The 23,478-nt window shown below is 60.3% G+C and carries 24 protein-coding genes; all 24 read right to left on the bottom strand.

The window, feature by feature from the left end; genetic code table 11:
• Nucleotides 1–5 precede the first annotated feature (5 nt).
• The gene (locus QMX86_RS04945; RefSeq protein WP_016771075.1) at nt 6–311 is read right to left on the bottom strand and encodes an STAS domain-containing protein; all 306 of its coding nucleotides are present in this window, start codon (nt 309–311) and stop codon (nt 6–8) included.
• 190 nt (nt 312–501) lie between these two features.
• Entirely contained in the window at nt 502–951 is a 450-nt protein-coding gene (gene fliJ, locus QMX86_RS04940) for a flagellar export protein FliJ (protein WP_016771076.1), read from the bottom strand.
• A gap of 6 nt (nt 952–957) precedes the next feature.
• Complete coding sequence (fliI, locus tag QMX86_RS04935) at nt 958–2,316, bottom strand: flagellar protein export ATPase FliI (protein ID WP_073472774.1); 1,359 nt, start codon at nt 2,314–2,316, stop codon at nt 958–960.
• On the bottom strand, nt 2,306–3,106 hold the full coding sequence (gene fliH / locus QMX86_RS04930) for a flagellar assembly protein FliH (protein ID WP_282383648.1): 801 nt from the start codon (nt 3,104–3,106) through the stop codon (nt 2,306–2,308). Before fliH ends, fliI begins: the two co-directional genes overlap by 11 nt.
• 4 nt (nt 3,107–3,110) lie before the next feature.
• Nucleotides 3,111–4,130 (bottom strand): flagellar motor switch protein FliG, encoded by a 1,020-nt coding sequence (gene fliG, locus QMX86_RS04925; RefSeq protein ID WP_016771079.1) that lies wholly within the window; start codon nt 4,128–4,130, stop codon nt 3,111–3,113.
• The gene (fliF, locus tag QMX86_RS04920; RefSeq protein ID WP_071171439.1) at nt 4,123–5,910 is read right to left on the bottom strand and encodes a flagellar basal-body MS-ring/collar protein FliF; all 1,788 of its coding nucleotides are present in this window, start codon (nt 5,908–5,910) and stop codon (nt 4,123–4,125) included. The genes fliG and fliF overlap by 8 nt, the downstream gene beginning before the upstream one ends.
• A gap of 14 nt (nt 5,911–5,924) precedes the next feature.
• Nucleotides 5,925–6,254: a flagellar hook-basal body complex protein FliE gene (gene fliE / locus QMX86_RS04915; protein WP_016771081.1), complete on the bottom strand. Its 330-nt coding sequence runs from the start codon at nt 6,252–6,254 to the stop codon at nt 5,925–5,927.
• A 128-nt stretch (nt 6,255–6,382) separates the two neighbouring features.
• Nucleotides 6,383–7,765, bottom strand: coding sequence for a sigma-54 dependent transcriptional regulator (locus tag QMX86_RS04910; protein WP_282383650.1), 1,383 nt, complete (start codon nt 7,763–7,765; stop codon nt 6,383–6,385).
• Between the two features lie 5 nt (nt 7,766–7,770).
• Nucleotides 7,771–8,982 carry an ATP-binding protein gene (locus QMX86_RS04905; RefSeq protein WP_024012102.1) on the bottom strand — a complete coding sequence of 404 codons (1,212 nt, stop codon included), beginning with the start codon at nt 8,980–8,982 and terminating at the stop codon, nt 7,771–7,773.
• Between the two features lie 110 nt (nt 8,983–9,092).
• Nucleotides 9,093–10,568: a sigma-54 dependent transcriptional regulator gene (locus QMX86_RS04900; RefSeq protein ID WP_016771084.1), complete on the bottom strand. Its 1,476-nt coding sequence runs from the start codon at nt 10,566–10,568 to the stop codon at nt 9,093–9,095.
• Nucleotides 10,569–10,740: 172 nt separating this feature from the next.
• Nucleotides 10,741–11,037 (bottom strand): hypothetical protein, encoded by a 297-nt coding sequence (locus tag QMX86_RS04895; RefSeq protein WP_016771085.1) that lies wholly within the window; start codon nt 11,035–11,037, stop codon nt 10,741–10,743.
• A gap of 11 nt (nt 11,038–11,048) precedes the next feature.
• Nucleotides 11,049–11,447, bottom strand: coding sequence for a flagellar export chaperone FliS (gene fliS / locus QMX86_RS04890; RefSeq protein ID WP_024012101.1), 399 nt, complete (start codon nt 11,445–11,447; stop codon nt 11,049–11,051).
• A 129-nt stretch (nt 11,448–11,576) separates the two neighbouring features.
• Nucleotides 11,577–13,025, bottom strand: a complete 1,449-nt coding sequence (gene fliD, locus QMX86_RS04885; RefSeq protein ID WP_122611581.1) for a flagellar filament capping protein FliD — start codon at nt 13,023–13,025, stop codon at nt 11,577–11,579.
• A gap of 82 nt (nt 13,026–13,107) precedes the next feature.
• Nucleotides 13,108–13,464, bottom strand: coding sequence for a flagellar protein FlaG (locus tag QMX86_RS04880; protein WP_039761159.1), 357 nt, complete (start codon nt 13,462–13,464; stop codon nt 13,108–13,110).
• Nucleotides 13,465–13,537: 73 nt separating this feature from the next.
• Nucleotides 13,538–14,389 (bottom strand): flagellin domain-containing protein, encoded by an 852-nt coding sequence (locus tag QMX86_RS04875; protein WP_073472782.1) that lies wholly within the window; start codon nt 14,387–14,389, stop codon nt 13,538–13,540.
• Between the two features lie 242 nt (nt 14,390–14,631).
• A complete protein-coding gene (locus QMX86_RS04870) occupies nt 14,632–14,898 on the bottom strand; it encodes a hypothetical protein (RefSeq protein WP_273527187.1) in 267 nt (88 codons plus the stop codon).
• The gene (locus tag QMX86_RS04865; RefSeq protein ID WP_282383658.1) at nt 14,895–16,184 is read right to left on the bottom strand and encodes a 6-hydroxymethylpterin diphosphokinase MptE-like protein; all 1,290 of its coding nucleotides are present in this window, start codon (nt 16,182–16,184) and stop codon (nt 14,895–14,897) included. Before QMX86_RS04865 ends, QMX86_RS04870 begins: the two co-directional genes overlap by 4 nt.
• 87 nt (nt 16,185–16,271) lie before the next feature.
• A complete protein-coding gene (locus tag QMX86_RS04860; protein ID WP_016771093.1) occupies nt 16,272–17,198 on the bottom strand; it encodes a ketoacyl-ACP synthase III in 927 nt (308 codons plus the stop codon).
• A gap of 227 nt (nt 17,199–17,425) precedes the next feature.
• Nucleotides 17,426–18,478 (bottom strand): pseudaminic acid synthase, encoded by a 1,053-nt coding sequence (gene pseI / locus QMX86_RS04855; RefSeq protein WP_110645062.1) that lies wholly within the window; start codon nt 18,476–18,478, stop codon nt 17,426–17,428.
• A complete protein-coding gene (pseG, locus tag QMX86_RS04850) occupies nt 18,471–19,976 on the bottom strand; it encodes a UDP-2,4-diacetamido-2,4,6-trideoxy-beta-L-altropyranose hydrolase (protein ID WP_282383662.1) in 1,506 nt (501 codons plus the stop codon). The genes pseI and pseG overlap by 8 nt, the downstream gene beginning before the upstream one ends.
• The gene (gene pseF / locus QMX86_RS04845; protein WP_282383664.1) at nt 19,973–20,668 is read right to left on the bottom strand and encodes a pseudaminic acid cytidylyltransferase; all 696 of its coding nucleotides are present in this window, start codon (nt 20,666–20,668) and stop codon (nt 19,973–19,975) included. The genes pseG and pseF overlap by 4 nt, the downstream gene beginning before the upstream one ends.
• A complete protein-coding gene (locus tag QMX86_RS04840) occupies nt 20,665–21,285 on the bottom strand; it encodes a pseudaminic acid biosynthesis-associated methylase (RefSeq protein WP_122611588.1) in 621 nt (206 codons plus the stop codon). The genes pseF and QMX86_RS04840 overlap by 4 nt, the downstream gene beginning before the upstream one ends.
• A 27-nt stretch (nt 21,286–21,312) precedes the next feature.
• Nucleotides 21,313–22,473, bottom strand: a complete 1,161-nt coding sequence (gene pseC, locus QMX86_RS04835) for a UDP-4-amino-4,6-dideoxy-N-acetyl-beta-L-altrosamine transaminase (protein WP_122704726.1) — start codon at nt 22,471–22,473, stop codon at nt 21,313–21,315.
• A complete protein-coding gene (gene pseB, locus QMX86_RS04830) occupies nt 22,470–23,471 on the bottom strand; it encodes a UDP-N-acetylglucosamine 4,6-dehydratase (inverting) (protein WP_110645058.1) in 1,002 nt (333 codons plus the stop codon). The genes pseC and pseB overlap by 4 nt, the downstream gene beginning before the upstream one ends.
• Nucleotides 23,472–23,478: the final 7 nt, after the last annotated feature.

Below are 23,478 nucleotides of genomic sequence, written 5' to 3'. Positions count from 1 at the left end.
GGGCGTCAACTGATGTCGAAGAGTTTGTCGAAGTTGGAAATCGCGAGGATTTTCTTCACGTCGGAGCTGCTGTTGACGACACGGATATCCGACTCGTCGCCACCGGCGTGATCACGCAGCAAAAGCAGCATGCCCAGCGCTGAGCTGTCGAGATAAGTGGCCTCTTTGAGGTCGACCACGATGGATTCGGGTTTGTGTGGGAGCCGTTCATACGACTCGCGAAATTCCTGATGGCGACCGAAATCGAACCGACCTTTGACGGCGATGGTGAGCTTTTTCTGGTCTGGAGAGACTTCTGTAACGACTGACATTGACTGGCTTCCTTGTCATTGACGAACCTGTACAAGGTTTAGCACCTGGATAGGCTTGGGGCAAGGCGCAACAGTGGAACAAGTGTGGAAGCGAGCCTGCTCGCGAAGGCATTCTGGCAGTTGACTACAGGGTTGACTGACACGGCGCTTTCGCGAGCAGGCTCGCTCCCACAGGGTTTGGCGGTGTGGTTTAGAAGGCATCACGCCGTGGCAAGCGCTGGGACAATTCATCGAGCAGCTTCTGCTCGCGCTTGTCTTCCAGGCGTTGCGCCTCATCACGATAGCGCTGCACCAGTTTGCGCAAACCCTCGACGCGGGCAAACGCCTGTTGCCATTCCTCACGCGCCTTGTCGAGCTTGTTCTGGTGCCAGACCAGGCTCTGCCGTTGCTGGTCGACGGCGGTGTCGAGTTGCGCCAGAAAGCCCTGAAAGCCCAGCAGCCATTGCCCGGTCACGCCGGTGCTGCCGCGCACGATCCACTGCTGCGAGTAATCCAGACGAAAGGCATTGAGGTCGGCCAGTTTGCTTTCGGCAACTTTGACCTGGCCCTGAAAGTAGGCGAGGCGCTGCACGGCGGCTTTCTCGGCCTTTTCGGCCATATCCACCACCGGTGCCAGGCGCGCGGCGCGGCTGACGGCCATGGCCGGTTACCCGCCCGCCGCAGGGGCGAACAGGGTTTCCAGATAGGCCTGGCTCTCACCCAGATTGATTTTGTCGTTGAGGCCCTGGCGCTGATACCTGACCAGTTGTGGTTGCAGGGAAATCGCCAGATCGGTCTCGCGATCGCCACCGGCTACGTAGGCACCGACGCTGATCAAATCACGGCTCTGCTGATAGCGCGACCAAAGCTGTTTGAAATACTGCGCGCGCTGCATGTGATCCGGCGAAACCACCGCCGGCATCACCCGGCTGATGGACGCTTCGATGTCAATCGCCGGATAGTGGCCTTCCTCGGCCAGGCGCCGTGACAGGACGATGTGGCCGTCGAGCACACCCCGCGCCGAGTCGGCAATCGGGTCCTGCTGGTCATCGCCTTCGGACAGTACGGTGTAGAACGCCGTTATCGAGCCACCGCCCTTCTCCGCGTTACCGGCGCGCTCCACCAGTTTCGGCAGTTTGGCGAACACCGAGGGCGGATAACCCTTGGTTGCTGGCGGCTCACCGATGGCCAGAGCGATTTCCCGCTGGGCCTGGGCGAAACGGGTCAGCGAGTCCATCAGCAGCAGAACGTTCTTGCCCTTGTCGCGGAAATACTCGGCGATGCGCGTGCAATACATCGCCGCGCGCATACGCATCAGCGGTGCGTCGTCTGCTGGCGAGGCGACCACTACCGAACGTTTAAGGCCTTCTTCACCGAGAATGTGTTCGATGAATTCTTTAACTTCGCGACCACGCTCACCGATCAGGCCGACGACGATGATGTCGGCCTCGGTGAAGCGGGTCATCATGCCCAACAGCACCGATTTACCGACACCGGTACCGGCGAACAGACCCAGACGCTGACCACGGCCGACCGTCAGCAAACCGTTGATGCAACGGATGCCGACGTCCAGCGGTACGCTGATCGGATCACGGTTGAGCGGGTTGATTGTCGGGCCGTCCATCGGCACCCAGTCTTCGGCCTTCATGCCGCCCTTGCCGTCCAGCGCGCGGCCGGCGCCGTCGAGGACACGGCCGAGCATGCTCATGCCCATCGGCAAACGACCGGTATCGGCCAGGGGCACCACGCGGGCGCCCGGGGCAATCCCGGCGACGCTGCCGACCGGCATCAGAAAGACTTTGCTGCCGGAAAAACCCATGACTTCCGCTTCCACCTGGGACGGGTGGTAGGTGTCGTCATTGATCACCATGCAACGGGTGCCCATGGCGGCGCGCAAGCCTTCGGCTTCGAGGGTCAGGCCGACCATGCGCAGCAGCCGACCTTCAAGGATCGGCGCGCCGGCAATCTCGGTGGCCTCGGCGTAGGTGCTCAGGCGCTTGGCGAAGCTGGTGCGTTCAAGGCGCATCGCTGGCGTCCGCGCGCGGCTCGTCAGAGTCGACAGCCGCTGGGGTGTCTTCGGGAATGTCCAGACTCAAGTCAGGCGCTGCCGGATGCAAGGCCTGCTCGTGCAACTGGTCGAACAGCTTGGCCATGACCTGGGTCACCCGCGATTCGACACTGGCGTCGATGCGGCTGTGCTCGGTTTCAACCCGGCAGCCGCCCGGCAACAGCGACTCGTCTTCAACGATGCGCCAGGTTTCTTCGTGGCGTTCGCGCAGGGCTTTGACCTGGGCGAAATCCTGCGGATTGACGTACAGGCGCACGTTTTCCACGCCCAGCGGCAATAGCTTGAGGGCATCGCGCATGACGTGTTCGATCTGCGTCGAGTCGATGGCCAGTTCGCGCTTGATCACCTGCTTGGTGATGTGTTGCACGAGGTCAACCAGCGACTTTTCAATCTGGGTGTCTTGCTCGGCGATCGGTTCGAACAGGTTGGCCATCAACAGCTCGAGGCTGGCGATTTTCGCCGCCAGCGCCGTTTCAGCTTCCTGACGCACCTTCAGCGTGGTGCTGTGAAAACCTTCTTTTTCGCCGATGGCGAAGCCCTCGTTGTAAGCCTCCTGACGGATGCTTTCGAGTTCTTCCAGGGTCAGTGGCTGGACTTCTTCCAGCGGCACTTCTTCCATTTCCGGCGGTTCAGGCTCCGGCTCAGGCTCGGGTTCCGGCGGGTCGAAGCTGGGCAGCGCCCAGGATTCGAAACCACGAACATCGCGGGCGCGGATCAGATCCGTCACAGACTCGTCAGGCTTATCCATGGGCTTAGATCATTTCCTCGCCGCCCTTGCCACCGAGCACGATCTCGCCGGCTTCGGCCATACGACGGGCAATGGTGAGGATTTCCTTCTGCGCGGTTTCGACGTCGCTGACGCGCACCGGGCCTTTCGCCTCGAGGTCGTCGCGCAACAGTTCGGCAGCACGCTTGGACATGTTCTTGAAGATCTTTTCCTTGACGCCCTCGTCCGAACCCTTGAGGGCCAGTACCAGCACGTCCGAAGAGACTTCGCGCAACAGCGCCTGGATGCCACGGTCGTCGACGTCGGCAAGGTTGTTGAAGACGAACATGAGGTCTTCGATCTGACCGGACAGGTCTTCGTCGACTTCGCGGATCGAGTCCATGAGCTGGCCTTCGATCGAGCTGTCGAGGAAGTTCATGATGTCGGCCGCACGCTTGATGCCACCCAGGGTGGTGCGCGAGGCGTTCGAGTTGCCGGAGAACTGTTTCTCGAGAATCTGGTTGAGTTCTTTCAAGGCGGCCGGTTGCACGGTGTTCAACGACGAAACGCGCAGGATGATGTCCAGACGCACTTTATGGTCGAAGTTGCCGAGCACTTCACCGGCCTGATCCGGGTCGAGGTACGCGACCACGATCGCCTGGATCTGCGGGTGTTCGTAACGGATGACGTCAGCGACTGCGCGCGGCTCCATCCATTTCAGGCTGTCGAGGCCGCTGGTGTTGCCACCGAGCAGGATGCGGTCGATCAGGCCGTTGGCCTTGTCTTCGCCCAGGGCCTGGGTGAGCATCTTGCGCACGTAGTCGTCGGAACCGACGCCGAGGCTGGTCTGATCGCCGACGATGTCGACGAACTCGCTCATCACCTGCTCGACCTGTTCGCGATGGACGTTGCCCATCTGCGCCATGGCCACGCCGACGCGCTGAACCTCTTTGGGGCCCATGTGGCGCAGCACTTGCGCAGCATCGGTCGAACCCAGGGACAGCAGCAGAATCGCGGCTTTGTCGACCTTGGTCAGTTTGACGGTGGCGGCTCGGTTATCACTCATCTGCGTTAATCCACTCTTTCACGACCTGAGCCACGCGACCCGGGTCTTCAGCTACCAGACTCTTGATTGCATTCAGCTGCGCGTCATAACCCTCGCTCGGGCTCGGCAACAGAATGCTCTGCGGACCACCGAGGCTCACGCGGTCGTTGGCCAGTTCGCCGTCCAGGCCGCCCATGCCACCGAGTTCCACGTCGCTGCCCAGACCGGCCAGCTCCTTGCCTTTGCCACCGCCGGTGATGTTGTTGAGCACCGGACGCAGCACACCAAACACCAGTACGAGGATGAACAGCACACCCAGCACTTGTTTGACGATGTCCCAGAACCATGGCTGGGAGTAGAACGGAATATCGGCAATCACTTCGCCACGCTCGGCGGAGAACGGCATGTTGATCACGCTGACGCTGTCGCCACGGCTGGCGTCGAAACCGACGGCGTCCTGCACCAGACGAGTGAAGCGCGCCAATTCGTCGGCGCTCCACGGCGCACGGCTGGTTTCGCCGTTGGCCGGGTTGATCTTGACCTGATCGTCGACCACCACCGACACCGACAGGCGATTGAGACGGCCCTGCTGCTGCTTGGTGTGGCTGATCGAACGGTCGAGCTCGAAGTTCTTGGTGGATTGTTGACGCTTGTCCGCCGGGTACGGCGCGAGCATTGGCTGGCCAGTGGCCGGGTCCATGATCTGCTGACCGTTGGCGTCAACCAGTGGCTGACCCGGCTGGATCATCCCGGCCGGTGCGGCGGTGCCACCGGTGGTCTGCGGCGCCGAGGCAGGCGCCGGTGGCTGGTTGCTCAGGGCACCCGGCACACCTTGCGGACCATTGCTGGCGGTGCGTTGTTCGTTGACCGACTGCTCGCTGCGCAACGCCGGTTGGTCCGGGTTGAATTGCTCGGCAGTCGATTCGACGGCACTGAAATCGACGTCGGCCGAAACTTCAGCCTTGTAGCGATCGTTGCCCAGTACCGGTTGCAGAATGTTGTGCACGCGCTGGGTAAGCATGCTTTCCATGCGGCGGCTGTAATCGAACTGCTTGCCGGCCATGGTCATTTCCGAGTTCTCCGCCTGATCAGAGAGCAGGTTGCCCTTCTGATCGACGACGGTGATCTGCGATTTGCTCAACTCGGGCACGGAAGTCGCCACCAGGTTGATGATCGCCACCACCTGACCCGGCTCCAGCGAACGCCCGCTGTACAGCTCGACCAGTACCGAAGCGCTTGGCTTGCGCTCGTCACGGACGAACACCGAACTCTTCGGAATGGCCAGGTGCACGCGGGCACCCTTGACGTTGTTCAGGCTGGAGATGGTCCGCGCCAGTTCGCCTTCGAGGCCGCGACGATAACGGGTCGCTTCCATGAACTGGCTGGTGCCCAGACCCTGTTCCTTGTCGAGGATTTCGAAACCGATGTTGCCGTCGCTGGGAGTGACACCAGCAGCAGCGAGTTTCATCCGCGCACGGGACAGGTCGTCGGCCTTGACCAGCAAGGCGCCGGAATTGGGTTCTACGTTGTAAGGGATGTCAGCGGCGGCCAGGGTTTCCATGACCTGCTTGGCGTCCATGCCGGCAAGGCTGCCGTACAGTGGACGGTAATCCGGCTGCTGCGACCACAGCACCACGGCAAAGCCAATCGCCACGCTCGCAGCCAGACCGACCAACAGGCCGACCTGACGCAGCACGGTCATCTGGGAAAGGTTTTCCAGAAAGGACAGGCCGAACAGCGGCGGTTTGCCGTCGATCGGGGTGGCCTTGGCCGGAACGTTATCAGCGACTGCTTCTGCCATGACTTATTTCGCCCTTAAACCGGCATCTGCATGATGTCTTGGTAAGCCTGGACCAGCTTGTTGCGCACCTGGGTCAGAGCCTGGAACGACACGCTGGCTTTTTGCGACGCAATCATGACGTCAGTCAGGTCGACACCGCTCTTGCCGATCTCGAACGCGTTGGCCAGTTGAGTCGACGCCTGCTGGGTATCGCTGACTTTATTGATCGCCTGACCGAGCATGTCGGAAAAGCTGCTGCCCGCGATTTCAGGGACAGCGGCAGTCGATTTACGCGCAGACATGGCATCCACTTTCATGGCCTGCATGTCCATCATCAACCGATTAAATTCAATACCTTGGCTCATGGTCTACTCTCTTGGGCGGCCCGCAATTTTTTGACACTCACTCGGCGGGTACACAGGTATTAGCAACAAGGGTGCCAGCTAGTGGGCACCCTTCTGAGAAAAGCATCTGGAATGTTTTGCAGCATTGGTCAGGTGGCGAACAGATAACCTTCGACATCCATCCCGGCATCGCGCATTTGCGCCAGTTTGTAGCGCAGAGTCCGCGGGCTGATGCCGAGCTTTTCGGCAGCTTCCTTACGGCGGCCACGCTCGGCGCGCAGGGTATCGATGATCATCTGAAACTCCCGGCGGCGCAGGTCATCGCCCAGGGCGCCGGAGGAGTCCGAGTCGATTTCCACCTCGCGGATCACCGATGCCGCGATCGGCAACGGCGCAAATGTCACCGCACCGCTCAGGCAAAAATCCTGCGGCTGAATCAAGCCGCCCTGCTGCAGGATCAGCGCGCGCTGAATGGCGTTGTCCAGTTCACGCACATTGCCCGGCCACGGGTACGCGGTCAGACATGCTTGAGCTTCGGGGGACAGCTTCGCTGCTGCGTGCTTCATTTTATTGACGTGTTTGGCCAGCAACTTTTCCGCCAGCGGCAGGATATCGGCAGTGCGTTCGCGAAGTGGACGCCAGGCCAGAGGGAAAACCGACAAGCGGTAAAACAGGTCTTCGCGAAAACGCCCCGCCGCCACTTCGCCGGCCAGATCGCGGTTGGTCGTGGCGACCACGCGAATATCCAGACTAATCGGCTTGCGCGCGCCCACTCGCTCCACTTCACGCTCTTGCAGAACGCGCAATAGCTTGGCTTGCAGGCCGAGGGGCATTTCGGAAATTTCATCGAGCAGAATGGTGCCGCCGTCCGCCTGCTCGAACTTGCCGGCCTGCGAAGCGATGGCGCCGGTGAACGAACCCTTCTCATGACCGAACAATGTCGCTTCGAGCATGTTGTCGGGGATCGCCGCGCAGTTAATCGCAATGAATGGCTGGCTCGCCCGCCGCGATTGCTGGTGAATGTAGCGTGCCAGCACCTCTTTACCGGTACCGGACTCGCCGGAGATCAGCACAGTCGAGTCACTGCGCGCGACCCGTGCCGCCAGTTCCAGCAGTTGCGCACTGGCCGGCTCTACCGCGACGGGGCCATCCGCCTCGCCAGCGTCAATGCTGCCCAGCGCATGGCGCGCCACCAGATCGAGCAGCGCTTTGGGTTCGAACGGCTTGACCAGATAATCAGCCGCGCCTTGACGCATCGCATCGACCGCACGCTCGACGGCGCCGTGGGCGGTCATCAGCAGCACCGGCAATTGCGGCTGGCGCGCGCGCAGCAACGCGAGCAATTGGTGGCCATCCATGCCTGGCATATTGACGTCGCTGACCACCAGGCTGAAGGCTTGCTGCGCGACGGCCGTCAACGCTTCTTCGGCGCTGCCGACGGCGTGATAGTCGTGGCCGGCGAGCAGCAGCGTATCGGCCAGCGCCTCGCGCAACGAACGGTCATCCTCGACCAGCAACACCTTGATGCCCATGACGTTTATTCAACTCCCTGTGCAGCGGAAAACAGTGGCAGGCTGACCTGCGCGCAGGTGCCGCGCCCGACTCGCGAGCGCAGGGTCAATTCTCCCTGATGCGCACGGGCCACCGCTTTGACCACGGTCAGGCCGAGGCCGGTGCCGGTGACTTTGGTAGTAAAAAAAGGCTCGCCGAGGCGCGCCAAAACTGTCGGCTCAATGCCGCTGCCGCTGTCGCTGACACACAGACGCAGGGTGTTGCCTCTGGTGTAGCAATGCACTTTCAGGCGCGCTTCGCCAGCGCTGGCCTGAATAGCGTTTTCAATCAGATTCAGCAGCGCGCCGACCAGCGTGTCGCGGTTGCACAGCAGCTCACCGGCATGGCTGTCGCACTGCCAGCGGATCGGCAGGTCCTGCACATGGGTCAGCGCCGCAGCCTGCAGCGATTGCATCAAGGCATTGGGCGTAATGCGGTCGGTCAGCGGCAATTCACCGCGAGCGAACACCAGCATGTCGCGCACTTGATGTTCCAGTTCGTGCAGACGCTCTTTCAGGCGGCCGGCAAAGCGTTGCTGGGTTTCCACCGGCAATTGCTGTTCAGTCAAATGACTGGCGTAGAGCAAAGCGGCGGACAGCGGCGTGCGAATCTGGTGGGCCAGAGACGCAACCATGCGCCCCAGCGACGACAAACGCTCATGCCGTGCCAGTTGATCCTGAAGATGCCGGGTTTCCGTCAAGTCGTTGAGCAACACCAACTGCCCCGGCTCGGCGTCCAGCGAGCGGGTGGAAATCGACAGACGTCGACCGTTTTTCAAGGAGATTTCGTGACCGTCGTCTTCACGCGGGGCGAAGCAGCGTGCGATCACATGGCGCCAGAGTTCGCCCTCGAGTGGCGAGCCGAGCAGATCGATGGCGGCAGGATTGGCTTCGCGCACCAGACCGTGGCCGTCGATGACGATGACGCCGCCGGGCAACAGGTCGAGAAGGTTTTGCAGGCGATTGGCCAGGCGTTCTTTTTCCGCCAGCTCCTGCATGCGTTGAGCGCTGACCACGGCCAGCTCACCCTTGAGTTCGGTGACCCGCGCTTCGAGCAGGCTGTAGGAATCGGTCAGCTGGCTCGACATCTGGTTGAACAGCTGGAAGGCCTGCTCAAGCCCCTGACGACTTGCCTGCTCTACGGACGAGGGTTGCCCCACGATATTGGAGGCAGAAGAGATCTGGGCGGCTTGGGGCATTGGGCTCTCTCGCTTGGCTGACCGTCAGTGAAACGGAACGTTGCGAGGGCTATAGCAATACCCGTGCCTAAAAAAAACTGCTTATAAATGAAGCGCTTGAAAAACAGGCGTCAATCATCCGCCTGTTCGTCTCCTCCAGCCCGGCTCATGCCGTACTTGCGCATCTTCTCGACCAGGGTGGTGCGACGGATGCGCAGACGTTCAGCGGCGCGGGCAACAATGCCATTGGCATCGTCCAGCGCTTGCTGAATCAGGCCCTGCTCCAGACCACCGAGGTAGTCCTTGAGATCGAGGCCTTCCGGCGGCAGCAGTGCACTGGCGCTGAAATCCGGCGTATGGCCGTTGATCGCCACGCGCTCTTCCAGATCGCTGCGCAGGCTGTCGACCATCTGCTCGTCTTCGTCGTCGACGTAGCGGAATTTTTTCGGCAACTCGACCACGCCGATCACCCCGTACGGGTGCATGATCGCCATGCGCTCGACCAGGTTGGCCAGCTCGCGGACGTTGCCCGGCCAGCCGTGACGGCACAGCGACATGATCGCCGCCGAGTTGAAACGGATCGAACCGCGCTTCTCGTGCTCCATGCGCGAGATCAGTTCGTTCATCAGCAGCGGAATGTCTTCGACGCGCTCACGCAGTGGCGCCATCTCGATCGGGAACACGTTCAGGCGATAGTAGAGGTCTTCGCGGAACGAGCCGATCTCGATCATGCTTTCGAGATTTTTGTGCGTTGCGGCAATGATGCGCACGTCGACGCTCTGGGTCTTGTTGCTGCCCACGCGTTCGAAGGTGCGCTCTTGCAATACGCGCAGCAGCTTGACCTGCATCGGCAGCGGCATATCGCCGATTTCGTCGAGGAACAGCGTGCCGCCGTTGGCCAGCTCAAAGCGCCCGGCACGGCTGGTGATCGCGCCAGTGAAAGCGCCCTTCTCGTGGCCGAACAGTTCGCTTTCCAGCAGTTCCGCCGGAATAGCCCCGCAGTTGACTGGTACGAACGGCGCGTCGCGGCGTTTGGAGTGATAGTGCAGGTTGCGCGCGACCACTTCCTTGCCGGTGCCGGACTCGCCGAGGATCAGCACGCTGGCGTCGGTATCGGCCACTTGCTGCATCATCTGCCGGACGTGCTGAATCGCACGGCTGGTGCCGACGAGGCTGCGGAACAGATTGGGTTCGCGATGACGGCCGCGTTCGCGGGCCTGGTCGTACATTTCGCGATAGACCTGGGCGCGGTGCAGCGAATCGAGCAATTTGCTGTAGCTGGGCGGCATTTCCAGGGTCGACAGGACGCGTCGACGCTGGTCTTCAGGCAGGTCAACGGAAGAATTATCGCCCATTAACAAAACCGGAAGGAACTCATCCCAGGTTGCGAGTGTCTTTAGCAAGCCCAAAAGCGCGCCAGGAGCATTAACCGTCCCGATCAGTACGCAAATGACTTCACGACTAGACGACAAAGAGCCGACTGCCTGCTGCCAGTCATGGCTGCCGCAGGGTAAATTTTCTTCGCCAAGAAAATTCAGAATCACCGCCAGGTCGCGGCGGCGGACGCTATCGTCATCGATCAGCAGAATTTTGGTTTCACGCCACATGCAATAGCAACTTCCCTAGTCAACTCAATGCCCGAAAAATAAGGCAAGCGAGACGCTTGCAGGACACCATGTGCCTGTAGACGCCCTAAACCTGATAATAGCCACTAGTTAAGTCAAAAAACCGTGCACAGTCAAATTTATGGCGCACATCTCTGGTTTAACTGACGGTTAATCAACCAAACAGATGGTAAACCTTTGCAGCCTTTTGCGCTTGGGTGATCTGCGACATCTCGTTGGCTATCGCCTGCCGCTCGCCCATTGCTACCTCGAGAAGCTCTTTGTAGACGAATAGCAGCTCCTCAAGGTTGTCGCGCAGTGCTACTTCGTCCAGCGAAGCTTCCGCCATGACGTCTTCCATGCAGGAACGGCAAGCCAGATCCAACTCACCAATGGCTTCCCAGTTTCGTTCGGCCAATGCTCCGACCAACGCTTCACGGGTATCGGCTATTCGCTGCAATACAAGACTCATGGTGACCTCCTTCAGAACTGCGGAGCCGGCACGGGCGCGATGGCGTCCCAACCTTCTTTTACCGTTGTCAGCAGACCGGCCACTTCATCGAGGACACGCGGATCACTGCTGATGTTGGCCTCGGCGAGGCGCTTCATCATGTAGATGTACAGGCCATCCAGATCGGCCAGCGCCTCGGCGTTGTTTTCAAGATCGAGGCCTTCACGCAGGCCACTGACAATGCCGATGGCCTTGCTGATCGCCGTGCATTTGGCGGGGATGTCCTTGCGCTCAATGGCGCCCTTGGCCTGAGCAATACGGGCCAGGCCACCTTCCATCAACATTTGCACCAGGCGGTGCGGGCTCGCTTCGGACGTCTGCGCATGGGCGCCGACTTTCTGGTACTGCCGAAGGGCTAACATCGGATTCATGTTCTACCTCATTGCCACGTTGACTCGTATAACCAGTGTATCGCCAACCGGCCCGAAAACTTTAGATCAAAAGACAAAAACCCGGCGCACGCCGATAAAGCGTAGCCGGGTTTTTGTCGTTACTGACTGTTACTTCGCCGACTGCTGAGCGTTCAGCGAGCTGAAGAACGACGTGATGTTGCTCGCCGTTGCCTTCATTTGGCCTACCAGCAAGTCCATGGCGTTGTACTTGGCGGTCAACGTCGTCGTCAGGTTGGCCACCCGCAGATCCAGCGCCGCCTGCTGCTTTTGCAGGCTCGATGTCAGATTAGTCAGGTTGGAACTGCGCTGATCGAGCAGCCCACCAGTCTTGACGTACGGATCAACCGCCGCAGTCATACGCGCCAACAGACCATTCTTGGAATCGGTGCCGCTGAAGAGCTGCTGAACCTGGCCAGCCATGCCCGGAGTTTCCATCCGTTTGTTGAACACCGCCGTATCGAGCGTCAGCAAACCGGTTTTGCTATCGGTCAATACGCCCATCTGCGAGAGCACGGACAATTGCCCCGCTCCGCCCGCCCCTGGATCTGTCAACTGAGCGCGCACATCCGCCATCAACGAACGCGGCAGAGCGTCACCAGTGAAGGCTGCGGAAACGGTCAGATTGCCGTCGGCATCCGGCGTTGCCTTGGACAAGGTGTCGATGGTTTTCTTCAGGGTGTTATAGGAATCGATGAACGATTGCAACGATGTCTGGATGCCGGCGGTATTGGTCGCAACCGAAACGGTCGCTGGCGTTGCGACGCCATTGACCAAGGGACTGGCGGCAGTCAGGTTAAGCGTCATGCCGCTGATCGCACCGGTCACGGTATTGGTCTTGCTGGTAACGGCCAGGCCGTCGATGGTCAGACTGGCATCCATCGCCAGCTTACCGACGGCTCCGGACGCACCGGCCGCCGGGCTGCTGCCCATTTCCTGGGTGCCATCGATCTCCAGACCAGCGATCCCGCTGACCTTCAGGTCCATGCCGGCACCCGTCTTGTTCGAGCTGAGCACCAGTCGCGACGAACCGGTGCTGTCGGTCACGATGTTGGCCGAAATACCGTTGCTGGCCTGTGCGGTGTTGATCGCATCGCGCGTGGACTGCAAGGTGGCATTGGCCGGAATCGCGACATTGTAATCAATGCCATTCTGACTGATTTTCAGAGTACCACTCGGAATGGCACTGGCGGCCCCGCCGGCGAAGGCGGCACTGGCGACTTTCGAGCCGGTGGCCAGATTTTTCACAACGACGCTATACGTACCCGGTACGGCGGTTTTATCCGATGTGGCACCGACAACAGTCGGCGTGTCCGAAGTCGCAGTAAAACCGGCAAACGCCGGGCTCGTTGCCTTGTTCAGATCACCCATGGCTTTCTGATACGCAGCCAGTGCACTTTTCAGCGAACCGACACCGGAAATCTTCAGGCTGTTGGTTTTGGTCGCAGTATCGATCTGCGTCTGCTTGGCAGACTTGTCGGCGTTGACCAGCGCGGTCACGATCGCGCCGATGTCCAGGCCGGAACCCAGTCCGGAACCCGGTAGAATTGGACTTGCCATGTGCATCTCCCTTCAGATTGTTGCCATTCTTTTGACCGCTACAGGCGTCCTGAGAACGAACAAACACTATTCATGCCATTTATCAGACTTTGGCGTCGAACAATACATGACTTGCATTGGCGAGGCTGTCGGCCAGTTTGAGGGCTTCGGCGGAAGGAATCTGTCGAACGACTTCACCCGTCTCGCTCGCGATCACCTTGACGATGACCTTGCCGGAATGCTCGTCGATCGAGAACTCCAGATTACGCTTGATCGACTGGACGAACTTTTCTATCTCTTGCACCGCCAGTTTCAACTTGGCACCGTCCGCATCCTGATCCTTGGCAGCGACCGGTGCTTCAGTCTTTTGGACTTTAGGCAGCTCTGACGGTTTGTCAGCAACCGGTGTCACTGGCTTGGGAGCCGGATAAGACACGTTAAGCTTTACGCTCATGTCCATGCCCATCACCTCTTAACGTAAAAAAGCGAGAGAGCACGACAAGCGCACTCCCCCGCTTAAACTCATTCCGAAATTACTGAAGCAGCTTCAGTACAGCGGAAGGCAGTTGGTTGGCTTGAGCCAGTACGGAGGTCGAAGCTTGCTGCAGAGTCTGCTGCTTGGTCAGGTTAGCAGTTTCAGCGGCGAAGTCGGTGTCCTGTACACGACCCTGAGCAGCGGTGGTGTTTTCAGTGATGTTCTGCAGGTTCTGGATGGTGCTGGTCAGACGGTTTTGCGAAGCACCCAGGCTCGCGCGGGTTGCACCGATGTTAGCGATAGCTGCGTCGATTGCAGTGATCGCGCTGTCGATGGCGACGGCAGCGTCAGAAGGGCTGGCGCCAGTCAGTACAACAGTGCCGCTGCCAACCGACAGGCTGACGGCGTCGAACTTGGAGCTCAGTACCAGGTCGATGTGGTTAGCCGAACCGGTGTTTGCGCCCACTTGCAGGGTCACAGTGCCAGCCGAACCGTCCAGCAGGTTTTTGCCGTTCAGGTTGGTCGAAGCCGAGATACGGGTGATCTCGTCGGACATCTGAGCGAATTCAGCGTTGGTAGCGGTCTGGTCAGCAGTGCCGTTGGTACCGTTACGGGCTTTAACAGCCAGTTCACGCATACGCTGCAGGATGTCGGTAGTAGCTTGCAGAGCGCCTTCAGCGGTCTGGGCAACGGAGATACCGTCGTTGGCGTTCTGGATGGCCTGAGTGTTACCGCGGATCTGCGAAGACATACGGTTGGAGATCTGCAGGCCAGCGGCGTCGTCTTTGGCGCTGTTGATTTTCAGGCCGGAAGACAGGCGCTGCATCGAAGTGGACAGAGCGTCGGAAGCGCGGTTCAGGTTTTTCTGAACGTTCAACGATGTGGTGTTGGTGTTTACTGTTAAAGCCATGACGAATTCCTCGTTGGTTGGGTACTGCGGCTTCCGGCCCTGGCAACCGCCGGGTATGGCCTAGAGAACCTTCGTAATAGTTATCGTCGGGATTGCAGGTTGCTTGAGGGCTTTTTGAAAAAATTTTGCCATCACCACGCCACCCCCGAGAAAACAAAGACTTAGCAGCACATCCAGCGCGAAAAAATGACGTCATAAAACCGCCTGTAACGCAAAGCCGCGGGCCAGCGCTGCGCAGCGGCTCAGCGCCTGGCAGTTTCCAGCAATTCGACCAGTTCGTATTCCATATAGTCAGCCAGGCCCAACCAGTCCTGGCGCTCCTGACAGTCGAGCATTTGCGTGAGCACCTGTGCCCACGCCTGCTGGATATCCACTGAGGCAGACGCCAGACATTGCTGGGCCTGTTCGAATACATCGACCATCGTCAGTGCCGCCTCAACGTCACGCCCAAGGCGAAACAACGCCGCACACTGACGACACTGATCCTGACACTGACTCAGCGCAATCATTGCACGAACTCCGAATTGAAAGCGGTCCCGGCAATCAATGCACCGGCGCGGCTGCTGTTGAGAAACTCGACCTGCGGATGCGCGGCGATATAACGCTCCAGCACACACAGATAGCCACGAAAATTCAGCTGAGTGCTGACGCGCTGACCGTGGCCATCGCGCACCCAGTGCCGCGCTTGGGCCAGCGGCGGGCCCAGATCGCCGTCGTCCCAACCGGCGTGGGTCTTGTTCATCGGGAAAGCGAAGTCAGCGCCAAACAGGGTGATTCGCTCGGAGCCCATCTTCACCGCGAGATCCACCGCCGGATGGATCACGCTGCCGCCGACGTGCAGCTCGCCGCGTGGATACCGTTCTTTCAGCTCGGTATAGATCGGGCTGGCCGAATAGCCGCCATAGCGCTTGCCCTTCCATGCCTTCAATACCTGCGGGTCGCTCATCGGCAGGTACACCAGGGTAATGCAGTCAGACGTCTCGAAGGGCAGATGCCGAAAGCCGATGCGCTGATCGATACTCACAACCAGATCAGGCACGATGCCGTGCTCACGTAGCGGCCGATAAGCGGTATCAACACAGATGAACAACGGCCGCTCGGCACGCTGACGTATCGCCGCCAGACGTTCGAAATGCTGCTCCAGTGTCGGCCCGGTGGCGATCACGTAGATTTCACGTCCAGCGCAACTGCTGAACAGCTGCGCGACATCGTCATCGCCAAGCAACACCGGCAGACATTCCTGCAAGCGCTGCTGGATTTCCGGTGACCGCGGATCGAAATCGCGGTTGTTGAACGTCAGGTGCACTTCATTGATCAGCCGATCGCGGACCTTTGCATTGAAGTCATCGGCCAGCAGCATCTCGGCCGGCAAGGCAAAGAATGGCGTGAAGAAGTCAGGGTGATCACCGGCGTAAAACAGTTCGACCCGAGGATCCTCCAGCCACTGGCGCTGATCGAGCAGTTGCAGTACCAGCGCGAACAGTGCGCCGTTGAGGATGTGTACGTACAGTTTTTCCAGGCCTGCGCGTTCGAGCAGCACGCCTGGCAAGTCGCCCAGGCCGGTGCCATAGACATGCAGATGCGGTTTTGCCGGCAGGCTTGCCGCCTGAACCTGCGCCTCATGCAGACGATCATGGCGACTGGTCAACTGAATACCGTCAACGCTCAGCGTCGAGCCCAGCCCTTGCACGAGTTCGGCCTGTACGGACGCGCTGTCTTCAGCCATCAATCGCTCGAACAGCGCCGGCCAGCGCCGTTGCAACACCTCGGCATTGGCTTGGAAAAACTCGCTCATGGCGCCTCGCGCTCCTTCTCGGGCAAAAAAATAGCGTTCAAGGTTAACCTTGAACGCTATTTTTGTATCAGTGCTTTTTGCTCGGGCTTACGGGCGATAGATGATCGCCGAGCCCCATGACAGGCCCACGCCAAAACCGCTCAGTGCAACTCGCTGCCAGTCGGAATCAAGCACGTGTTTTTCCAGCAGCAGCGGAATGCTCGACGACACGGTGTTGCCGGTCTCGACCATGTCCTTGATGAACTTCTCCGGTTCGCCTTCGAAGCGTCGCGCCACGGCGTCGACAATCGCCGCGCTGCCCTGGTGAATGCAGAATGCGTCGATGTCATCGGCCTTGAGATTGGAATCGTCGAGCAACTCGTGCAAGTGCGCCGGCACTTTCAGCAGAGCGAAGTTGAACACCTGACGACCGTTCATGAAGAACACGCCGTTGCTGACTTTCAAGTGCGGTGCGCCGGAACCGTCGGTGCCGAACTTGGCCTTGCCCAGCGCCCAGGTCGGATTTTCGCCCATCCACGTAGCGGTGGCGGCATCGCCGAACAGCATGGTGGTGTTGCGGTCTTCAGGGTCAACGATTTTCGAATATGGGTCAGCAGTGATCAGCAGGCCGTTCTTCAGGCCGGCGGCTTCCATGAAGCCCTTGATCGCGTAGATGCCGTAGACGTAACCGGAGCAGCCCAAAGAGATATCGAACGCTGCGACATTGGTCGGCAGGCCGAGCTTGTCCTGGACGATTGCTGCGGTGTGCGGCAAGCCTTCTTCGTCACCGTTCTGAGTGACGACAATCAAGGCGTCGATCGATTCACGCTTCAGTTCAGGATTGCTGGCAAACAGCGCATTGGCCGCTTCCACGCACAGATCGGAAGTTTCCTGCTCAGCGTCTTTGCGCGGCAGGAACGCCGAACCGATCTTGCCAAGGATGAACTCTTCATCCTTTTCGAATTTTGCACCTTGTGCGTAATTGTCCACGCCGGCTACAGGAACGTAGCTCGCAATGCTTTTTATGCCAATCATTACGGCTTCCCAATAAAAAACAGCCCAAAACCACCGCTCGCAAGGATTCGAGGGGCGCCGACAAACAGAAAACGGCCGCCACAACGGGCAGCCACGGGAAGCGCAAAGGGCTATCACTGGAACCGCAAAACGGGCCAGGCGCCATCTCCCCGGTCAATACAATACAGTGAAGATGCGCGTTATGACTCGCAGGTCACGCTATTTTGCCGAATCGATGGCAGATTGGCCTATTCGACCAGCGACCAGTCCAGCGGCGTACCGCGCTTGATCGCGGTGCGCGCGCGGCGTCCGAGGACGGCTTCGGTGTGCTTGGGCGGCAGACCGAGACCGGGGCGAATGGCGCGCAGATTGTCCCCGGTAAAGGCCTCACCGGCAGCCATGTCAGCGGTGACATACAGCGAGCGGCGATAGACCAGCGACTTGCGCTCGGCCTCGGTCGGACCGTACTGAACATGCCCCATGGCCTGCCAGGCACGTTCGGTTTCGACGACCAGACTGGCCAGCTCCGCAGGCTCCAGGGAGAAACTCGCGTCCACGCCACCGGCGGAACGGTCGAGGGTGAAATGCTTCTCCACCACGGTCGCGCCCAGCGCCACCGCTGCCACCGACACGCCAACGCCCATCGAATGATCTGACAGCCCCACCTCGCATCCAAACAACTCACGCAGATGCGGGATCGTGCGCACGTTGCTGTTGAGGGGCGTGGCCGGATAGGTGCTGGTGCACTTGAGCAACACCAGATTCTTGCACCCGGCCTCGCGTGCGGCACGCACGGTCTCATCCAGTTCGGCGATGCTGGCCATGCCGGTGGAGATGATCAGTGGTTTGCCGGTCGCTGCCACTCGACGGATCAACGGCAGATCGGTGTTTTCGAAACTGGCGATCTTGTACGCCGGCACCTCGAGGCCTTCGAGAAAATCCACCGCGCTGTCATCGAACGGCGTCGAGAACGCGAGCATCCCCAACTCCTTGGCCCGAGCAAAAATCGGCGCGTGCCACTCCCACGGTGTGTGAGCTTTTTCGTAGAGATCGTAGAGCGACGTGCCGGCCCACAGACTGCCCGGATCCTTGATGAAGAATTCACCTTCAGCCAAATCCAGGGTCATGGTTTCGGCGGTGTAGGTTTGCAGCTTCAAGGCATGCGCCCCGGCCTTGGCCGCCGCCTCGACGATTTGCAGAGCGACGTCGAGAGACTGGTTATGGTTGCCGCTCATTTCGGCAATGATGAACGGCGGCGCATCGGCACCGATGGTGTGGTGGCCAATCTTGAAACTAGACATGCGGGTGATCCTTCAAAACACGGCTGAACGCGCAGGTTTCCTGGATGAACCCGGCGTCGCGGAAGACTTTCAATGAAGACTGATTGGCCGGCATGACCCGCGCAGTGATGCGTGTCAATTGTGGCCAGTGCGCAGCGACAAACGCCTCGCCACGGCTGAGCACTGCCCTGCCCCAACCGAGGCCGAAACGCCCCTCCAGCAGATAGATCGACACTTCGGCTTCGAACCCGCGCAAGTCGTAGCGCAGCACCCCGACCGGGCCGTCGTCCGCCTCGGCAATCAACAGCAACCGTTGCGGATTGCGCAGGGTCGCTGTCAGCCAGTTCAGATGCTGAGTCCAATCGATCACACCGGTTTCCAGCGACCAGCGCCGTACCGCTTCAGCATTGCGCCCATCGAACAGCAACTGCGCATCGTCCAGCGTCGCCGGGCGCAGTTTCAGCACCGCGCCGGCCAGCGCCGCCGCGACGCGTGCGGCACCGCGCCCGTCGACCAGTTGCCGCGAGCGCTCGGCAAGGCTGCGGCGTAGAAAATGATTGTTTACGACGAAGCCGACCGCATCACGCAACTGCTCGACGCTGACCTGCTCGCGGGCGCCCATGAACACATGCGCACCGGCAGCGGCCATGACTTCGCCGTTGGCCTGTTGATTGTTTGCCACTGCGATGCAGATGGTCGGCAAGCCCAACGCCGCGCGCTCCCAACTGGTGCCACCGCCAGCGCCGATAAACAGGTCGGCCGCAGTCATGCGCTGATGGAAATCACTGACGAAACTGTGCAGGCGCCAGTTCGGTCGCGTCTCGGCCAACGCTTGCATCTGCGTCCACGCCGGGTTGTCGGCGCCAGCGACGAAATCAACCTGCAATTCAGTGAAATCAGCCAAGGCGAGCATCGCGTGATGGGTCTGCCTCGCCGCGTCGAAACCGCCGAAATTCACCAGCACCCGGCTCGCCTTCGGTTTGATCTCGATGGCCTCGCAGTTGAATTCTTCGCGCAGCATGGCGTAGCGCGGGCCGAGCAAGGTGCGACAGCCTGGGGGCAGCAGCGGCGCGTAGTTTTCGCTAAGACCGGACAGATTCTGATTGAGCAGCAGATCGACGCTGTAGCGCCGCGTGGCCAGATCATCCACGGCGGCGATTCGGTGCGCCCAGCGCCGGGCAGCGGTTTGCCAGTGATGATCGAGGCCGTAATGGTCGGCGATGATCCAGTCGAACGGTGCCTGCCCGTCCAGCAGCAGGCCCAGTGCATCAATATCGAACTGCCACGGCAACATCGATTCGATAGCCTGCAGCGGGTCTTCATCACGATAGCGCTCGGGCAGCGCGAAGGTCTCGAAGCCGTCGGCATTCAAGGCTTCGAGTCGATGCCCGGGCAAACGCCGACAGGCGAATGCGACATGACTGCCCTGCCCGCGCAGCACCCGCGCCAAGGTCAGGCAGCGGGCAATGTGGCCGCTGCCAATGGTTGGCGAGGCGTCGGCGCGGATCAGCACCCTCATCGCAGCTCTCCGCCGGCCTTGAGCGCCGCGTAAAGGTATTCGGCGCGTTTCCAGTCCTCGGGGGTGTCGATGTCCTGGACCAGATGACGCGGCAGAATCACCGGCAGGCTGGCTGGCGAATACAGCACATCACCGCGCAACCACGCCGCGCTGCGGCCCCAGTAAAACTGCCCGGCATCCTGAAACGCCTCGGGCAAGTCCTGCGAACGAGTATTGCGAAACTCGGGATACAACGCCGTCAAGGCGCCGTCCCCGTCGACCGTCAGTGCACGCTGTACCGGAAACGCGAAATCGCAAACCGAGAACGCAAATGATCGATGCGGATGCTGCTCCAGCAACTCCAAACCCTGACGCAGATAACGTGCCTGCAACAGCGGCGCAGTGGCGTAAATGCAGCAAGCGAAATCGAAGGACGGCAACTGCTGCAGTGCGTGCACGATGACCGCCGCAGTGCCGGTGAAATCATCGGCCAGATCGGCCGGGCGCATGAACGGAACTTGAGCACCGTGCGCCAGTGCCAGTTCGGCAATCTCGGCATCGTCGGTGCTGACCACTACCTGCTCGAACAAACCTGATTCCAGCGCTGTGCGGATCGAGCGGACAATCATCGGCACGCCCTCGAACGGCAAGAGATTCTTGCGCGGGATACGCTTGCTGCCGCCACGGGCAGGGATGATTGCGACGTTGCTCAAGGGCGTTTTTCCAACAGGAACCAGGTGATGTCATCGGCCGGAAATTGCCGATCACGGTGATAGACGAAGCCATAGTCGAGCAGTTGCAAATCGGCATAGCGATCAAGCATTTCCCCGGCGAAATCGCGCTTGAACAGCTTGCCGCTGTTACCGCGGTAAGCGATTTCCATCGGTGCCGGATTGTAGTACTCGGCGATCAGGATGTAGCGCTGGCTCAGCTCGTACATCTGCGCATAGGCACGCGGCAACAGCTCGGGAGCCAGATGGATCAGCACGCCTTTGCTCAGTGTCAGATCGTAGCGGCGCTCGACAGGAAAATCGAACAACGAGCCGTGCCAGATTTGCGCGATGTCCAGCGCCTGCGCCTGCGCGCACGCGCTTTCGTTGATCTCGACACCGAACAGTTCGCAACGCGGCAATAACTGACGCAATGCCTGCAAATTGTTGCCGGCGTTGGTACCCAGCTCCAGCAGACTGTCGACGCGACCCGCGCGGCTCAGCGCTTTGGCGAAAAACCCTAGATTGCCCGCCACCAGCGCCTGGCCGACATTGCGCTCAACGTAATGGTTGCCGAACTCACCCTGCCAGAATCTTTCCTGCTCGCTCAGATCGCGCATACACAGTCTCGTCTACCGCCGCAGCGGTCATCGTTCGGTCAGTCGGCGCAGTTGCTCGACTACATGATCCTGCTGCTCATCAGTCAGCAAGGGGAACAGCGGCAGGCTGATCGCCTCGGCGTAATAGCGCTCGGCCTCGGGGAAATCACCCTCGGCAAACCCCAGATCCCGATAGTAAGGCTGCAAATGCACGGGAATGTAGTGCAGATTCACGCCGATACCGGCTGCGCGCAAACCTTCAAACACCTGACGATGACTGAGGCTGATGCGCTCGGTCTGCAAGCGAATCACATACAAGTGCCAGGCCGACTCCGCCTCTTCCTGCGGGCTCGGCAACGTCACCGGCAAATACGCCAGCAAGCGATCATAGCGCGCCGCCAATTCCCGGCGACGCGCGACAAACTCATCCAGTTTGCCCAGTTGCGACAGGCCCAGCGCCGCTTGCAGATCGGTGATCCGGTAATTGAAACCCAGCTCGATCTGCTGGTAATACCACGCCCCGTGGCTCGGCTCGGTCATGTGCTCGGGATCGCGGGTCATGCCGTGGCTGCGCAGGCGTCGCAGACGTTCGGCCAGCACCGGGCGATTGGTCAGGACCATGCCGCCTTCGGCGCTGGTGATGATTTTCACCGGGTGAAAACTGAACACCGTCATCGCCGCAAATTCGCCGCAACCGACCGGGCGCCCGGCGTAGCTCGCGCCCACTGCGTGCGAGGCGTCTTCGATCACGGTGAAGTTGTAGCGCTCGGCCAGTTCGGCGATGCGCCGCATGTCACAGCTCTGCCCGGAGAACGCGACGGCGACCAGGACTTTCGGCAGCGTGCCGTCGCGGTCGGCCTGTTCCAGCTTCGCGGCCAGCGCCACCGCGTCGAGGTTCCAGGTCAGCGGATCGATGTCGACAAAATCGACCTCGGCGCCGCAATAGCGCCCGCAGTTGGCCGAAGCCAGAAACGTATTCGGCGAGGTCCACAAGCGATCGCCCGGCCCCAGATCAGCGGCCAGACAAGCAATGTGCAGCGCCGCCGTGGCATTGCACACCGCCACGGCGAAATCGGCCTGACAGCGCTCGGCCATGGCCTGCTCGAAGCGTTCGATGGTCGGCCCCTGGGTCAGCCAGTCCGACTGCAAAACGCCGACCACCGCGTCGATGTCCGCCTGATCGAGGCTCTGCCGACCGTAAGGAATCATACCGACAGCTTCGCGTGCAGATCGGCGATCTGCCCCACTGAAAGGAAATGCGGGTTGGTGTCCGAGCGATACTCGAAATCCTCGTCCACGGCACGGCCACGTTCACCGAGTTTATCGACGGCGAAATCGACGTCGACGCTGGTAAAACGAATCGACGGCTGAATCGTGTAATGGTCGTCAAACTCAAGGGTCATGCGCGCATCGTCCAGCGGCACCATCAGTTCGTGCAGCTTCTCACCGGGACGAATGCCGACGTTCTTGTGCGGCAAATGCTCGGCCATGCCGCGCGCCAGATCGACGATGCGGATCGACGGGATCTTCGGTACGAACACTTCGCCGCCGTGCATGCGGGCGAAGCTGTCGAGGACGAACTGCACGCCGTGATCGAGAGTGATCCAGAACCGTGTCATGCGCTCGTCGGTGATCGGCAATTCCTGCGCGCCGTCAGCAATCAGCTTGCTGAAAAACGGCACTACAGAGCCGCGCGAACCGGCGACATTGCCATAGCGCACCACGGCGAAACGGGTCTGCTGCTCGCCGGCAATATTGTTGGCGGCGACGAACAGTTTGTCCGAAAGCAACTTGGTCGCGCCGTACAGATTGATCGGGCTGGCCGCCTTGTCGGTGGACAGCGCGACGACTTTCTTCACACCGTTATCGATCGCTGCGGCGATGATGTTTTCCGCGCCGTTGACGTTGGTGCGAATGCATTCGGTCGGGTTGTACTCCGCCGCCGGCACCTGCTTCAACGCGGCGGCATGCACTACGTAATCGATGCCGCGCATGGCCTGACGCAAGCGCTCGGCGTCACGCACGTCGCCGATGAAATAACGCATGCACGGTGCATTGAAGGTCTGCTGCATTTCGTATTGCTTGAGCTCGTCGCGGGAGAACACCACCACGCGCTTGGGCTGGTATTGCTCGAGCAAGCGGCGAATGAAGTTGCGCCCGAACGAGCCGGTGCCGCCGGAGATGAAAATCGATTGTCCGTTGAACATGTTGTAG

The organism is Pseudomonas sp. PS01270 (genome assembly GCF_029959775.1).
GTDB classification, from domain to species: domain Bacteria; phylum Pseudomonadota; class Gammaproteobacteria; order Pseudomonadales; family Pseudomonadaceae; genus Aquipseudomonas; species Aquipseudomonas atacamensis.
This window is presented reverse-complemented; position numbering and strand designations above follow the sequence as displayed.